The following is a 14,481-nucleotide window of genomic DNA, read 5'->3' on the forward strand; positions in this document are numbered from 1 at the left end:
TCCTTCCTAGTAAACTGTCCCGCCGAATGCAGCGTTCAATTCCATGATCTTTTTCAACATTTGATCCTCTGTTTGTTCTTTCCGAAGCTCTGCCTGTTTCGCTTCTTTGTCGTATCCAAAAGCTTCGTCAAACGTTTTCGGGAATTTCTTATACAGCGGGAATTTCGCATTCATGTACGCCAAAAATTCTGCGCCTTTCCGCTCCGTTTCCGTCCTTTCGAGATACGCTTCAATACAGAGGTTCAGTTCGTGCGGGGTCATGTCGTTGTATTCATGCGGCTTGATCCCGATCATAAACGCGTTTTTTAGTGATTGATCCCAATCGAACGGATTTACTTCGCCGCCCGACGCGTCGCCCTGTTCGGTTTCACCGGAGTTGGATCGTTTCCCGATTTCCTGCCCATGCCCTTTGCGTAAGCTTCAGCAATTTTTTCTTGTACGTATTCGAAGCTTTCGGCACGATCCAATAAATCCTCCATCATTTCGAGGGTTAACGTTTCGTTGTTGTCTTCGGCATCCTTCTGCAATCCAAAGAATAGAACTTCTTCGATTTCCTCCATCATCTCAAGGGTTGCTGCCGCCTCTTGCCCTTCTTCCATGTCCTCAACGCTTTTGCTTCCTAGCGCCAACATTTTTTTGATTGCCTTGTGACCAAACCGCAGTTCGCGAAGCCTGTCTAACTTGATCCATACAACATCATTGTTATTTGCCATCTTCTTTTTCCTCCACTTCAATGTTCAGAACTTGTATATCGATGTCGTGCTTGCCAATGAATAATTCCAGCTTCAACCTCGGTATATCATCAACCGCAGCCGAAAACTCGACGCTGTAAACGCCGTTGATCTTTTGACCGTCTAACGTGATTTCACATTGTCGGCCATTCCCGGTTATTTTTAAGTCATGGAAAATCATTTTGTACCTCCTGCAAAATAAAATAAGGCCAGAACGCGAACGCCCCGGCCTTGATTAATTAAGCTGTTTTAATAGCTACTACCTCGTAAATTTTCGGCGCTTTGGCCGCTTCATACGCGATGATTGTCAGACGCTTACCGACGTTGATAGTCAGCGGGATAGCAGCAGACGGCGAGCCGGAAACAAGATCCTGCGAGTACACATCATCGATATAAAGCTTGATTGTGTGCGCTGCTGCTGTAGGCGTGATTGTAACGGATGCAGCAGTTACGCCGCCGAAACTGTAAGCGCGGTTGCCTACAGCAAAAGCAGGCGATAGTGTGCCGCCTGCACCTGTAAGGGCTAGAGCCGTTAACCCGCCAGATTGTGTAAGACCAAACGCCGGGGCGCCAGATACCTTAATTGTAGCTTCAAAGGAGATAGTATCCTCAAGCTCCGCGCCTGTGCTGAATCCAGTTACGACGCCACTAAATGTCCACGAACCGCCCCCCGGAAAAATGATTGTATATGGGTTAGTGCTGCCCAATTGAAAAGAATCATACAAAGCAATTTGACCGTTTGTGTCTTGAGCGTCAAAGTGCCCGGAAATACCAACTTCACCGCCGTCCTTAAACCCGCCGATAAACTCGCGGTAACCGCCAGCAGACGAAAGTGTAGTTGTATCGATTGTTTCAGCCGAAAGCTCCAAGCCTGCAATAGACGTCAATCCTGCGATAAGGTTTGCGCCGATTTGAATAGTAGTACCTAATGCCCGTTGAATCATAAAAAAACCTCCCTATAAATGTACTGTGAAAACAATGTCGCACCGATTAAGCCGGGGTAACGGTTCGTAAAGCTCCGCCGGCGGTTCAAACGTTATTTCTTGTATAAAAAAAGCGCCGGAGCCAATGGCCCGACGCTCGAAACTTTTTAAGACGTTCATGACTTGCTCGACCAGCTCTTTCATTTCCCGGTATTTGACTGCGAGAATTTTAATGTCGCATTCAATTTCCCGGTCAGAAGTAAAGCCGTCGAGGGTCTTTCCGTTCACCCCGTAATTCGACTGATAGCGAATGTAAGGGGCTTTGATGCCGTTGTTATCGTCGTCGAACTCAGGAGCGAACAAGGGGAAGACCTTGCCCGCAAGCCCTGCGATTGCTTCCAGTTCATCGGACAAAGCAGCTTCAAAACTCATTCAATTCACCTCTCATTCAACGCCTTATTTATTTCTTGTAAGCCCATTCTGACTATTGCGCGTTCAATCTCACGCTCATTGTCCGTTATGGCTTTTCGCAAATAACGCTTGCCCTCAATGAACTTCCCATTAACGGTCAAAAAGCCGTATTCCTGCGATGCCGGATAATACTTCCGACCGTTTCTCGTTTCCTTAACGAAAATGTCGTTATTCTTTGGGTCAATCTTTATGTCAAAAACCTTCTTGCCGCGTTTACGCGTTCTCTCGGCTCGCATGATGATTCCCTTTTTAAGTGCGCCCGTTTCCTTTGGAGCGCTCGACCTGGCAGAAGCTAGAGCGATTTTACCGCCTGCACGTGCTGCCTTGCTTGCTACCTTTGTCGGGACTTTCTCCAATTCGCGTACAGCCCTGCGAAGTTCGTCAAGCCCTCTTATGTCTGCTAACGTCCTACGCGCCATTGTCAGCCCCCCATTGGATAGCGAGAACAAGTCAACTCGACTTTCTCGCCACTCTTGGAATACGTTCTTATGACATGATAGACAATGCCGTTATCCAGGAGTTTAGGCTCGTCTTGGTACTCAGCACTCATTAGCTCAATAATGAATTCAGGCTTCATGCCTACTGCTGCGGCTTGGTAAACCTCACGGCTGCCTACAGACTTTTTGTTACACATAACCTCTCGCGGTTCGCCGTCTACGTCTTCAAGCTCTTTGTATTGGTTTTGAACCTTCGTAACTGCTATCAGCCCAACAGATGAACGCCACATCATGGCGCTACCTCTACCGTGTACTCCTGTGAGAGTGTGAGGTGCATTTTGAGCATGTCATAGGACTTCTGGAATCGTTCAGCGTCCGAGTTATCAAAACCAAATTGCGCTTTGCAGTAGGTCGTTATAGCCCTTTTAATCAGCGTGTCAGCGTCGTTTTCTACTTTGGAATCAATAACACCTGCGAGCCGCAGATCGTCCCGTGCTGCCGCTATCAAGTCCATGACCTCCGTATCGTAAATCGTCGTTGACGCGCTAATTCTCAGAGCCTGCTTTATGTCCGTTAACATAGACACGGTATAACCCCCAAACTAAAGAGGGGCCGAAGCCCCTCGCGTTTATTAAGCTGCTACTTTGACGATGATTACGCCGTCTGGGTCGATCAATTTGCCGTCGCAGATAAGGATTGCTTTATCTACCCACTCGTTTTTGTCTTGATCAAACCAACGCGCCATTTGCATTTGCATGTTGGAGTTGATTGCATAGTCGTCCAGACGAACGAAGATAGCGAGAATATCGCCAACTACCGAAGCTGCTTGGTCTGTGCATGGTTTGATTACATCATCCTCGACCAAAATAACCTCTTTGCCTGCAAAGCGCTCTTGCGAACCATCAGTAATACCGTAGTTAACACGTCCGATAGGTTGACCGTCTGTGCCTACCATGCCGTTGATTTGAGCTTCGAACGTACCTTTAGCCATGATGAATGTACCGCCCGCGCTGTAGGACAATGGAATTTTAGCCATTACTTTTTTCTGCCAAGCTTCCCACGAAGAAAATTCCTTCGCTGTTCCCTTGGACAACGTAACTGTTTGGCCGGCCACTACCCGTGGATCAACAGTGATTCCAAGCGGTTGACCTACGCCCGTACCTTTAATGATTGCAACGTCTAGTGCTCTTGCCATAGCTTCAACAATAAGAGAAATGATTGTCGATTCAAACGCCGCAAGCGTTACGGTGTTAGAAAGCAACGTTTGAGAAACGCGGCATTCCAAACCGAAGTAAGTAAAAGTAACGTTTGTATTTGCTTGTACTTTTTGACGGTCGGATACGGCTGTCTCACCGATCCATGTTGCGACTGGTTTAAGTGACAAGATAGGAACTTGGACGCCACCTTGAATGTTCAGCTTGCGAACGCGTTTGTAGATTTGACCTGTTGTGTAAAGCTTAACAAGCATCTCGTTCAAGATGGTTGTAGGCACAACCGCTGTAGCGTCGGCAACCGCAGTTGTAGCATTTGCACGGTATTCTTGGCCGCTGAACTCAGGAGCCATTACGCCCGTTTTTGCGAATTTCATGAACGCGTTACGGTATTCGATCGTGTTAAAACGATCCACCTCAGCAGCAGGCGTAGTGTTCGCCGGATTCGGAACCGTCACCGCTGTCACGTTCTCAGGAATGCCGTTCATCAAAGCGTTACGCGCTTCGATGTTGCCTTTTTCGGCATTCAACGCTTCAACCTCTGCTTGTAGTGCTGCCACATCAACTTGACCAGTTCCAGCTAGTGCGGAACGAATTTCTTGCAGACGTGCTGCGATTTCTTGTAGACGATTCATTTATAATTACCCCTCTCAAATTAGGAAATAGTGTCTATCAATAACAAAAGCCGCTGACGTTTTTCGGCGTCCTCGGCTTCTCGTTTCATTTTTTCGGCTTCGGCTTCAAAGAAGCTTCTAGCCTGTATTGAAGTATCGTCGTAAGCAGGAATGTCTACGGCTGACACGTCATAAATCTTTTTGAACTTCAAGATCGTTCGCGTTTGTGTTTTACGATCATATGAATCCTCAGCAACAGCAAAACGAAAGCTCATACGGTCGATATAGCCGTCGCGTATCTCCTGGTGAAGATTTCGACCTTCAACGGTGCCGCCGACCTTAGCGCGGATATGCAAGCCCCTGCTATCGGTCGTAAGCTCCAACGTATTGTTACGCGTCCGAGCGACAACTTTGCCGCCGTGATTATAGTTGAAAATCACGTCCGACATGTCAGCACCTTCGAATGCGCGAGCGTCAATGACCTCTTTATAGTCAACTCCGTCATACGAATAAAGCACCGTAGGCGAATTGAATGTCGCGGCGTAGCCCTCGACTAGCAAATCATCTGAGCCATCAATGGAACGAGCTTCGACTTCGAACGTTCTATAGTCGCGGTCATTCTTCATCGTCATTTTGTTCTTCACCCCCTTCCTCGTCTGGTGGTGGCTCTTTCGAGCCTTTGACCTTCCCGAGCTGATATTCGCTCGCTTTATCCGCATCAATAAAGTTCAAGCTCAAGATTCGTTTATCTCCGTCTTTGATCGGCGGTAGATTGAAAATCTCAAGCCCTTGGTTCATGGACAGCATGCCGCGATCCATCAGCGTTTCAATGATCTTGACCTTCGTATCATTCGAAGCATATTGCAGGCGATTAGCTTCGAAAATGATCTCGTTGCCGTGGTTCTGCGCCCCGCTGCTGAACACTTTCGCTGTAAACTCTAGCCCCATTTGAAGCGCGAACGGCTCAATCATGGACTCGTAAAAGGCGTTCCACTCCTGCTCTGAATAATTAGATTGGACAATCTTTTCATTCGTTCCGAAGTAGCTGTAAACCTTACGTTCCATAGCACTCATTTGCTTATCGTCGATCATTTTAGGGTCAGAATTAAGCGGGACGTACTCAGCTTTTGAATCCGTTGCAGCTATGCCGCCATGATTAGATGCTGACATGTATTTGCTTTGAAAATCTGCGCGCTGCTTCTCCATGTCCGTATCTTTAATCATCCCGGTAAACTTCAATATGCCGCGCAACATTGCCGAGCTTTTAACGGCGTTCGCGATGCCTTGATTAGTTACAGAAATGAGATTAAGGATAGGCGACAATGCCGATTTGTTCGATTCTCCAAACATGTCATTATTAAAAAAGAACCGCCGCAAGTGAATGACGTCATTGTAAGGCGCGGTGTACTCTTTGCCATCATAGAAACGGAAGCGCACAGCCATTTCGCCATTAACATTAAGTAGCTCGACAGACGACGACACAAGCGGATAAAATCCCTCTATCACGCTGCTGTTCGGCTTGTAGCGTATCCAGACGAATACGTTATTGCTCATCAGGAATTGCGTCGCCAGCCGATAATAGAAGCTGTAAGCGTCCATGAACTGATTCGGCCTAGTTTGTAGCAGCCATTCGATACTCTTGTTCACTGGCTCACTTACATTGCCGTTAACACGCCTTATGTGCTTCGGCTTGAGCTTACCGACGTTCCGAGCAAAAGCATCGACCGTACTGCGAACCGTGTCACTGTCGTAACCCTCGCCTGTGAAGTCGTAAAAGGTTGGGGCGCTGTTCATCATTTGCATGTACGTCCCGTTTTTCGGCGGTTGGCGATTCATTCCGAATATCATTTGAAAGAAATTACGCTTCTCGGTCAACTTTTCTTTCACCCCCCTTCACCTTTCAGCCGTTACCAATTGCGCTTACTGATAAGCTCGTTGTATTCTTCGATCCATTCAGGAGGAACGGGGAAACCCTCGTTAATGTAACGTTCAATCGCTTCTTTCAACCCTACCGCGCGCTGCTTGTCCCATAGGTAACGCGGTATAATTCCGATCGGCGGTTTTGCTTTTCTTTGACAATAAGTACATCGCAACGATTGGGGCAGTTCTTTACAATCGTGTTCCATATTAAAGTCCTCCTAAATCATGGCTTTGAAGTCGTTCATATTGTTATAAAGCACCGTGTAGGCTATCAGCATCGAAACCGTTCCGTCGATGCGAGCTTTTTGGTTCCTGCCCTTAACGGGCCGTATGTTGTCGTTGTCGTCATGCTTCACAGATGTGTTTGTCAGGTTCCAAAAGGTCAAACCGCTGTTATTGTAATTGATGCGCTTTGCGGATAAATCGGCGTGCATTTCCTTCATAGGCTGGCTCAGTGTTAATGCACCCTGCCGGACAACTTCCATCCGATAGCCCTCGTCAATCATCTCATCTGTCCAATACTTCGAATCATACGGGTCATAACCGATAATCATAGGCGTTATGTCGTATTCACGGTGCATCTTGTTAAACCATGCCGTTATGTCCTTATAATCGATTTTGTTGCCCTCACATAACGTCAGATAACCTAATTCCGCATAGCGATCATACGGGATTTTGTCCTCTTGCACCCGCTTTTCGATAAGGTCAGCAGGCAAGAAATATTGTTGTATGGCGTATATCATTTCTGGATTGTCTGGCTTAATGACAAGCAACGTCGCGCAACTTAAATCCGTTGTACTCGACAAGTCAGAACCGCCGATTGCATAAGTTCCGCGCAAATCCTCAATATCAAATTTTGCGTCGTTGTAAGCTTCCTCAAACGTTAACCAAGCTTCGTCAGACGTTTCCGGGATGTTGAAATCCTTCGTCAAAAGGTTTTTTACAAGCATCGGGTTAGCTTTAGCCTTAGCGACCTTTGTTGCTAGTTGATCCGCTTGCTTGATCGTACCAAGACCCGGATTTGCTTTCCTCCAACATGCAGGGTCAACCCATTCTTTACGATTGTCTAGCTCGTAAATGATAGGTAAAAAGCGTTCATACGGATCGGGGTCGCCCTCCATGTAAGGATTATCAAGGCGCTCTATCTTGTCCTTGGCTTCGTTATACTTTTGGTCGTAAACCGCTTCCCGCACCGTTCCAGCCGTTGTGATCATCACGATAAGTGGATTTTCCCGCGAGCTTGTACCATCGACAATAACGTCGTAAAGGTTTTTGTCCTTCCAGGCGTGGATCTCGTCCATGAGTGCGCCGGATACGTTCAAACCGTCGAGCGTTTCAGAATCGGCCCCAAGCGGTTTGAATGTGCTGTCGTTAGTTAACCCGACCAGTTCAGCGACGAGCGGCTTGATCCGTTTACGGAGCGCTGGCGACTTGTTAACCATCCGTTTTGCTTCCAACCATACGAGCTTAGCCTGGTCTTTTTTCGTCGCTGCTGCGTAAACCTCGGCCCCTGCTTCACCGTCAGCAATTTGCATATATAAACCGATGCCGGAAGCGATTGTTGATTTTCCGTTTTTCCTGGCGACAACTAAAAGGACCTCGCGATATTTGCGGGTCCCGTCAATTTTATGGATGAATCCGAACATAGCTGCAATGAATGCCTGCTGCCATAGTTCAAGCTCTATCGGCTTGCCGCCCCATTTGCCTTTACTATGCTTGCAAAAGTTTTCGATAAACTCGATAGCATGATTAGCATGTTTGGAACTGTACTCATATTCGCTATTTTGGTCATAAACGTCTGTGGCGAGCTGCCGATACATGCGGCGCACTTTCTCGCTAACGACAAGACCGTTTTCGATTTCGTTCCAGTAAGCAATAACAGGATTATAGGATACTGGATATTCTTTTAAGGCGCCGATGATCGTCACCCCCTTAGCGTTTAATGGTTAGGTCACCCTCAGCAAGTACCGAGACATTGCCCAATCCATCTGTAAACGTTGCTTTATACTGATAGATCCCTGTCGACAGGGCTTCTGTGTCGGCCGGAACTAGCGAAAGATTGAATGAGCTTTCCAGTATCGGCAATGCCTTTGTCAAAACCTCAACGTTTCGCCTTTCGACAAGCAGTTCAACCGCGCCGCCCGTCAAAAGTAGCGGATCTCCTTGTTCATCGAAGGACGGGTAACTGATATGGCGCGATTCCCCGGCATAAAGCTCGATATTCTGATTCCTTGCCGTCATAATGTCACCCCGCATTTCAATGTACATTGATCTTTCAGCCCGCAGCGTCGTATATAGCGCCCGCTCCGCTCGCAAAACTTCATCAGCCACGATTGCAGTCCCTTGGAACAACGTCGCTGTAAAGCGCATAGCCGCCGATGCTGTGACATAAACCCGTTTGGCGACTATTACACTAGCACTCGTTACAAACGCCACAGAACCTGATTTAAACGCTCTGCGAACGACTGTTACAGCCGCAGAAGTGTTGAATGTTGCCATTGCCGTTGTCGCCTTAGCGCCGCCAGTCTTTATGACGGAAACTGTCGCGCTAAATGCCGCTTGAGCGCTGGCGCTTATCTTCCGATCTTTGACCACAGAAGCAAAAGCGGTTGTGATCATTTGGGAAGAAGCAGAAATAAACCTCTTCTTGACCAGCGTCGCCGCTGCCGAGGTTACAAATGAAGCTGTAGCTGATACGAACCTTTTTTTGATGACCGCCACAGAAGCTGAGAACACCGCAGAAGCAGAAGCGGAAACGGGATGATCTACAACGCTACCACCTTCATCAATCCAAGTCCCGCCCGTCAAAATAGCGTGATTACCGTTGCCGCTTTGGTCCTGAACATTGCCGAGTGTCATGTCGTAATGAGCAACTAGAATATTATTACTGAAAAACTTTATGTTATAAATTTTCCCTGCAAGTTGTTGAATAATATTATGATTTGAAAATATATAGCTTATTGCCGAGATAGGATTACCAGAGTTTAGATGAACAGTCCCAACCATTCTAAGCGTGTACCTAGTATTTCTAGGAAGTGCAGGATAAAAGTCTGGTTGTCTTGTAGATGAGCTGTTCACATACAAATCCCAAGCCGGAAAATCAGTGTAGTCCTTTCCATCCTCTGTATAGATGATTTGAGTATCAACTACGGAATTAGGGTTAGCAGTAAAATATGTCCTATTGCCTACCTGTCCGCTAGGAATATCCATATCCATTTCCACTTTGTTGAATGTTAGGAGTGGTGTTTTTATGGAATCGTCTATACCATCCATTTGGAGATAGTAAGCCACGACCTACACCCCCGTATACGTTTCAAATATGGAGCAAGGGGTGGATTTAGGTTCATCATGACTGCATTCGTGCCAATCAATCCGACCGCCCCATGCATCGACAAAGGGCTTTAAATCTTCGAATAGAGTTGTCTTATCAGATTGCGTATTAACCCAAGCTTCGAAAATGAAAACATCGCCACCGTTATCGTCCATGGAATCCGCTGTAATCAGCCGCCATAAAGGGAACTTATTGATTTCCGCGACTATAACAGGCACACCGTCAACCGTATTGATTGCCCCGCGTATGCTGTATTTCATGATTAGTCTCCACTAATCGAAAGAGCGCCAGCAGCAATCGTTAATGTGTTCGTGTTTGCTAGTGTTTCAGGGGAACAAGAAGCCCAATAAAGAAGATTGCCTGCGGTCGCTGCGTCCCATACGCCTACGTAATTAACTGTAGGCCATGCCGCGCCCGCCGTGAACGTGACTGCCGAGTTTGTTGCCTTAGTGCCGCCAGAAGCCGCAGCATGTGTAACAGCCTGCCGAGCGTAGCCAGTCCCTGTAAGTTCGGTTGTCGGTTGGTCCGCAGATATGCCCGCCGCGTCGGTGAATAGCCCGACATATTTAGTTCCAGATAAAAGCGTGTCGAGAACGTTGTTTTCCGCATAATTCGAAAGTGATCCAGGCAATTGTAAAACCCCCTAATTTTTTTTGTTTACAAAATCATCAAAACCGTCGTCGCCTTTTTTGGGGTCGGAAACTTCGTCGCCTTTCGGTAGCAAGTCGGTGAGCTGTTTAATGATCGTCTGATAATTTTTTGCGAGCGTGGTGTACAGCTGCGCCACAGGCCGAACACGGTCAAAGGATGGCGCACCCGCTTTTTGTTGGAAAGGTTCAACCGATCCCCCGGCGTTTATGTCCTTCTCGTAATCCTCAAGCGTTACCCGCATGTAAGCCGCCCGCTGAATCAATCCAACCGCTACCGCTTTTTCATTCGGCGGCAAATTTTTAAATACGGCGGTTAACCTTGTTTCTTCGCGGGTGATCCTCGCCTTTATCGCGCCGACTTGCTTGTTTTTTTCTTTCTCTTCGTCCGTTTTTTTCGACGTTCCCATTTTCCAGTCACCTCCTAACTTTGCCCCTACCCCCTCGCGCGCGCCCTGTGTATTTTACAAATGGGAGACGGCGGTCTTGGGGCCAGCCAGTCCCAAAAAGACAAAGGGGGGGCTTTTGGACACAAAAAAAGACGCCCTCAGCGCCTATCAAACAATCTTGTCTATTGCATTCAAGCCTAGCTCCTCTTCTATGCTGTCACACACAAGGTTAATGCGATCGTTAATGATGTCATGCTCACTCTTAGTCATGCGATCATTACTATCTAACCTTATGAGCCTATCCAAGTATTCAAGCTTTTGATGAAGTTTAATCAACCTTCTCACCCTCTCGCATCTTATCTAATTCAGCAGGCGTATACACTCGCCATACTGATTTGCTTCCACACTTCTTGCAAGCCACAATAGCGGGCTTCTTCATCTCATCGGCGCTATACTCTGCCGTTATGTCACAGCTTGCACACTGACCGTATATGATGCTCATAGGCGCTCTTTGGTGTTGACGATCAACGTTGATAGGATCAATACTAGACACGCTAGTTTCTTTAAATCCTTTTGACGTTTCACGATTGCGACCTCCTTGAACTGGATAATAGTCCTCGCCATTACAATGTGGTAGTTTGCAATTAGTACAAAGGCTAGAGAAGAAGCAGCTCGTACATAGCTCTTTACCCATTCACAATGCAGCCCCCTTATTAGTTAAGGCTTATTGTCAATCCCACAACAAAAGCCACAACGAGAGTAACGAACCATATCCAACCTAATATTAGGCCGCCCTTAGAGTTATAAAGCCAATCAAGCACCCCAAGCACCCTTTCAACTACGCTCAAACGTTTCACCCACCTTTATCAGATTCCCGTCCACATCAAAAGCCGTTCCTTGAGCCGTTATAGGCTCAGCAGAGCCCATGTGTTCCTCATTGTGACAATCTCGGCAAACGTATTCGAGTAAAGCCGGATTAAGCGAGATCCACGGGTCATTTATGTTCTTTGGTGTTAGGTAAACCGTGTGATGGACAATGTAGCCTGGTTCGTTGCATCTTTCGCACAAACCGTGTACCTCTGCGATTTTAAGCTTGCGGCAGTCCTTCCACGCTTTCGAATTGTAGAACTTCTTGGCCCATGGCTTCATTTGCTGGTTTTCACCTTTACCTCTACTGTGCGATCTGGACTATTGGCTAGGTCGATACCAACAATGTACTCTGTTCCGTTAACGATCATTGTTTGATTGCTCACTGTAACACCTCCCACATTTGACGTTTCCTTTAATCCATCTCAACGTATGAGAAATGCCAACATGAGGATATACGATTTCTCTTCGCTGTCCCTCATGACCGCATTTATACACGACGTTAAGCGTTTGAATCTCGGGCCTGCTGCTTGTTGGCTTCTTCTCTTTCGGCGCTGCTTTCCTAGCCACAAAAACACCTCATTTGGGCAATAAAAAAAGCCGCTCCATTTGGGCGACTTAACGGTTATTCTTTTCGACTATCACTTTAAGGTTATCAGCAATTTCGCGAATTTTTGCATATTCCTCGTCGGTCTTGCTCATCCGAGAAATAGCATATTCGATTTTGGTTAACGCTTCTTCCAAACTGAACCATTCCAAGTCATGCACAATTAGCACCTCCATATCGTCAATATGGCGTATTATATCATGCGGAGCAGTTCAAAGGCATGACATACGCTTCGCTCGTCATTAACTGCATGGTACGCCGTAGAACGGCGATTATATTAAAAGCATACGTACTTAGTAACTTTAGAGCATATAAGGTCGAAAGCAGTATACCGCTGTTTTTGAAACTTGGCTAGAGCAAATTTGATTTGCGCAAGTCGTGGTTATTGTCCCGCAAATTGTGTTACTAGGGCAAAGGCGCCACACCTCCGTTTATCCCTTCGTTCGGTTGCCATCCGAAAAGTGCGGGACAGGCTCAGAGCATTACACAAGACGCGCAACCAAGTCCGTAAGGTTGCTTTTTGTATGGATTTCGCAGTTTGGGTCCAATAAGTCAGTAACTACATATTGAGCTCCCTTTCTGCTTTATTTTCGAGAACTTCAACCGCGTTCCTTTGCCGAGTCCAAGCGGCGCATGCAACGGCTTTTATTCTCTTAGTCTATCAATCCACGATGCAATTAAACGCGCTGCATGGGTTATCGTCATATGATGATCGATCCCTTTGTTTGTGTCGCGTGTTGCTTCGTTTCTCGATTTCCTATGCTATAAATTTACCACGTCTAAAACCTAATGATTAATCCGTTGTTGCTATAATTCGGGGAACTTTTTTGTGTGTTTTTACCACAATATTGAGAATGAATTAAACATGCTTTATGATTGGGTTACTAAGAAGAGGTGAAAACCGCATGAATATAGCCATTTACGTTAGGGTATCAACGGATGAACAAGTACAGGGTTTCTCGATTGACGTACAAAGGGATAGGCTTTCCGCATTCTGTACATCGCAAGGTTGGGATGATCCGAAACTTTATATTGATGATGGGTATACAGGAACTAATATGAATCGCCCAGCTCTCAAAAGACTAATAAGGCACATTGAAGAAAAGAAGATCGACACGGTTGTCGTTTATAAGCTTGATAGGCTAGGACGCAAGCAGAAGGACGTCATGCACTTGTTGGAAGATGTATTCGACAAAAACAATGTTGTGTTTAAATCGGCTACAGAGCCGTTTGACACGGCAACCTCACTAGGTACGGCTATAATTGGTATGCTCGCCGTATTCGCCCAGCTAGAGCGTGACATGATCATTGAGCGGACAACATCAGGACGCAGGCAGCGGACAGGCAAGGGAATGTGGTACGGCGGTCGCTTGGCTTTTGGTTATGAGTGGAACAAGGAGCTGCAAATGCTTGAGATAAAACCCGAAGAAGCAGCTATAGTCCGTGATATTTACAAGAAGTATTTACAAGGCGAGTCGCGGCTTTCTATAGCTGAATGGGCTGCCAAACGAACGAAAGCCCGCAAGTTTGACCACAGCATAGTTCGCGACATATTGGCCCGCTCATTGTACACTGGCAAGCTAATCAACGCAGGCGAGATAGTGGAAGGAAGCCATGAAGCGATAATTGATGATGAAACATGGCGAGCAGTACAGGAGGAAACCGCGCGGAGGAAGGACGGCGCAACACCTTTAGGCGAATATTTGCTCACTGGATTACTGGCTTGCGGCGTTTGTGGCGGCAACATCGTACACGTCAAGCGAGTGACAAACAGAGCCGGACGCCAATATGTGTATGAGCTTTACGCCTGCAAGAAGCAGCATGTGCGCAAAAAGGACAGAGCTGGTGCAAGTTGCACGCTTGGTTACTTTCGTCGGGAAAAAGTTGAGCAGTTTGTTATTGATGAAATTCGCGAGTTGTCTGTTAGTTCCACGAAAGTGAAAGGGGTTATCGAAAAGAAACGATCATTCGAGCCGGACGCAAACATAAGAATTAATTTGCAAGCAAAGCTCGACACGGTTACGGCTGGGATAGAAAACCTATATGACGCCATTCAATCGGGCGCTATAAAGGCTTCTGCAATTGGGGATAGATTGAGCAAGCTTGAAGAGGAACGGGAATCTATTCAACTACAAATGGAGGAAATCGAAGACGCTCCCGTATACCACGATTATCGGACGTTACACAAAAGAATAAAGGACTTTAATAAAGCGTGGCCTTACCTCACAGAATCGGAGCAAAAACGCACTTTGAGAACCGTGGTGAGTAAAGTTGTGTTAAACAAAGGCGAAGCCCATGAGGTTAGTTGGAATGCGACTTCATAGAGTTTTTCA

Annotated in this window: 19 protein-coding genes; 1 reads left to right on the top strand and 18 read right to left on the bottom strand. The window is 46.7% G+C overall.

Translation table 11 applies throughout. From position 1 onward, the window contains the following. Nucleotides 1-6 precede the first annotated feature (6 nt). From ACO9K6_RS04225 to ACO9K6_RS04310, 18 genes are all read right to left on the bottom strand, one after another. Nucleotides 7-294, bottom strand: coding sequence for a hypothetical protein (locus ACO9K6_RS04225; RefSeq protein WP_424766298.1), 288 nt, complete (start codon nucleotides 292-294; stop codon nucleotides 7-9). Between the two features lie 38 nt (nucleotides 295-332). Continuing rightward, a complete protein-coding gene (locus ACO9K6_RS04230) occupies nucleotides 333-713 on the bottom strand; it encodes a hypothetical protein (protein WP_424766299.1) in 381 nt (126 codons plus the stop codon). Further along, nucleotides 703-912, bottom strand: coding sequence for a hypothetical protein (locus ACO9K6_RS04235; RefSeq protein ID WP_424766300.1), 210 nt, complete (start codon nucleotides 910-912; stop codon nucleotides 703-705). Before ACO9K6_RS04235 ends, ACO9K6_RS04230 begins: the two co-directional genes overlap by 11 nt. Nucleotides 913-970: 58 nt before the next feature. Next, the gene (locus ACO9K6_RS04240) at nucleotides 971-1,675 is read right to left on the bottom strand and encodes a phage tail tube protein (protein ID WP_424766301.1); all 705 of its coding nucleotides are present in this window, start codon (nucleotides 1,673-1,675) and stop codon (nucleotides 971-973) included. 12 nt (nucleotides 1,676-1,687) lie between these two features. Further along, the gene (locus ACO9K6_RS04245) at nucleotides 1,688-2,086 is read right to left on the bottom strand and encodes a DUF3168 domain-containing protein (RefSeq protein WP_424766302.1); all 399 of its coding nucleotides are present in this window, start codon (nucleotides 2,084-2,086) and stop codon (nucleotides 1,688-1,690) included. A gap of 5 nt (nucleotides 2,087-2,091) precedes the next feature. Beyond that, nucleotides 2,092-2,544, bottom strand: coding sequence for an HK97 gp10 family phage protein (locus ACO9K6_RS04250; protein WP_424766303.1), 453 nt, complete (start codon nucleotides 2,542-2,544; stop codon nucleotides 2,092-2,094). A gap of 2 nt (nucleotides 2,545-2,546) precedes the next feature. After that, entirely contained in the window at nucleotides 2,547-2,855 is a 309-nt protein-coding gene (locus ACO9K6_RS04255) for a phage head closure protein (RefSeq protein WP_424766304.1), read from the bottom strand. Continuing rightward, complete coding sequence (locus tag ACO9K6_RS04260; protein ID WP_424766494.1) at nucleotides 2,852-3,142, bottom strand: phage head-tail connector protein; 291 nt, start codon at nucleotides 3,140-3,142, stop codon at nucleotides 2,852-2,854. Before ACO9K6_RS04260 ends, ACO9K6_RS04255 begins: the two co-directional genes overlap by 4 nt. A gap of 51 nt (nucleotides 3,143-3,193) precedes the next feature. Then, nucleotides 3,194-4,408: a phage major capsid protein gene (locus ACO9K6_RS04265; RefSeq protein ID WP_424766305.1), complete on the bottom strand. Its 1,215-nt coding sequence runs from the start codon at nucleotides 4,406-4,408 to the stop codon at nucleotides 3,194-3,196. 20 nt (nucleotides 4,409-4,428) lie between these two features. Further along, nucleotides 4,429-5,019: an HK97 family phage prohead protease gene (locus ACO9K6_RS04270; RefSeq protein WP_424766306.1), complete on the bottom strand. Its 591-nt coding sequence runs from the start codon at nucleotides 5,017-5,019 to the stop codon at nucleotides 4,429-4,431. Further along, nucleotides 5,003-6,274, bottom strand: a complete 1,272-nt coding sequence (locus ACO9K6_RS04275; protein WP_424766307.1) for a phage portal protein — start codon at nucleotides 6,272-6,274, stop codon at nucleotides 5,003-5,005. Before ACO9K6_RS04275 ends, ACO9K6_RS04270 begins: the two co-directional genes overlap by 17 nt. Before the next feature lie 20 nt (nucleotides 6,275-6,294). After that, nucleotides 6,295-6,513, bottom strand: a complete 219-nt coding sequence (locus ACO9K6_RS04280; protein WP_424766308.1) for a hypothetical protein — start codon at nucleotides 6,511-6,513, stop codon at nucleotides 6,295-6,297. 12 nt (nucleotides 6,514-6,525) lie between these two features. Continuing rightward, the gene (locus ACO9K6_RS04285; RefSeq protein WP_424766495.1) at nucleotides 6,526-8,229 is read right to left on the bottom strand and encodes a terminase large subunit; all 1,704 of its coding nucleotides are present in this window, start codon (nucleotides 8,227-8,229) and stop codon (nucleotides 6,526-6,528) included. A gap of 10 nt (nucleotides 8,230-8,239) precedes the next feature. After that, the gene (locus ACO9K6_RS04290) at nucleotides 8,240-9,598 is read right to left on the bottom strand and encodes a hypothetical protein (RefSeq protein WP_424766309.1); all 1,359 of its coding nucleotides are present in this window, start codon (nucleotides 9,596-9,598) and stop codon (nucleotides 8,240-8,242) included. Between the two features lie 3 nt (nucleotides 9,599-9,601). Further along, nucleotides 9,602-9,898 carry a hypothetical protein gene (locus tag ACO9K6_RS04295; protein ID WP_424766310.1) on the bottom strand — a complete coding sequence of 99 codons (297 nt, stop codon included), beginning with the start codon at nucleotides 9,896-9,898 and terminating at the stop codon, nucleotides 9,602-9,604. A 2-nt stretch (nucleotides 9,899-9,900) separates the two neighbouring features. Further along, the gene (locus ACO9K6_RS04300; RefSeq protein ID WP_424766311.1) at nucleotides 9,901-10,269 is read right to left on the bottom strand and encodes a phage tail fiber protein; all 369 of its coding nucleotides are present in this window, start codon (nucleotides 10,267-10,269) and stop codon (nucleotides 9,901-9,903) included. A gap of 12 nt (nucleotides 10,270-10,281) precedes the next feature. Continuing rightward, complete coding sequence (locus tag ACO9K6_RS04305) at nucleotides 10,282-10,695, bottom strand: hypothetical protein (protein ID WP_424766312.1); 414 nt, start codon at nucleotides 10,693-10,695, stop codon at nucleotides 10,282-10,284. Nucleotides 10,696-12,159: 1,464 nt separating this feature from the next. Next, nucleotides 12,160-12,309 (bottom strand): hypothetical protein, encoded by a 150-nt coding sequence (locus tag ACO9K6_RS04310; protein ID WP_424766313.1) that lies wholly within the window; start codon nucleotides 12,307-12,309, stop codon nucleotides 12,160-12,162. A 744-nt stretch (nucleotides 12,310-13,053) separates the two neighbouring features. Here ACO9K6_RS04310 and ACO9K6_RS04315 point away from each other — a divergent pair. Next, complete coding sequence (locus tag ACO9K6_RS04315) at nucleotides 13,054-14,472, top strand: recombinase family protein (protein ID WP_424766314.1); 1,419 nt, start codon at nucleotides 13,054-13,056, stop codon at nucleotides 14,470-14,472. Nucleotides 14,473-14,481 lie beyond the last annotated feature (9 nt).

It is taken from the genome of Paenibacillus praedii, assembly GCF_049725345.1.
Classification (GTDB): domain Bacteria; phylum Bacillota; class Bacilli; order Paenibacillales; family Paenibacillaceae; genus Pristimantibacillus.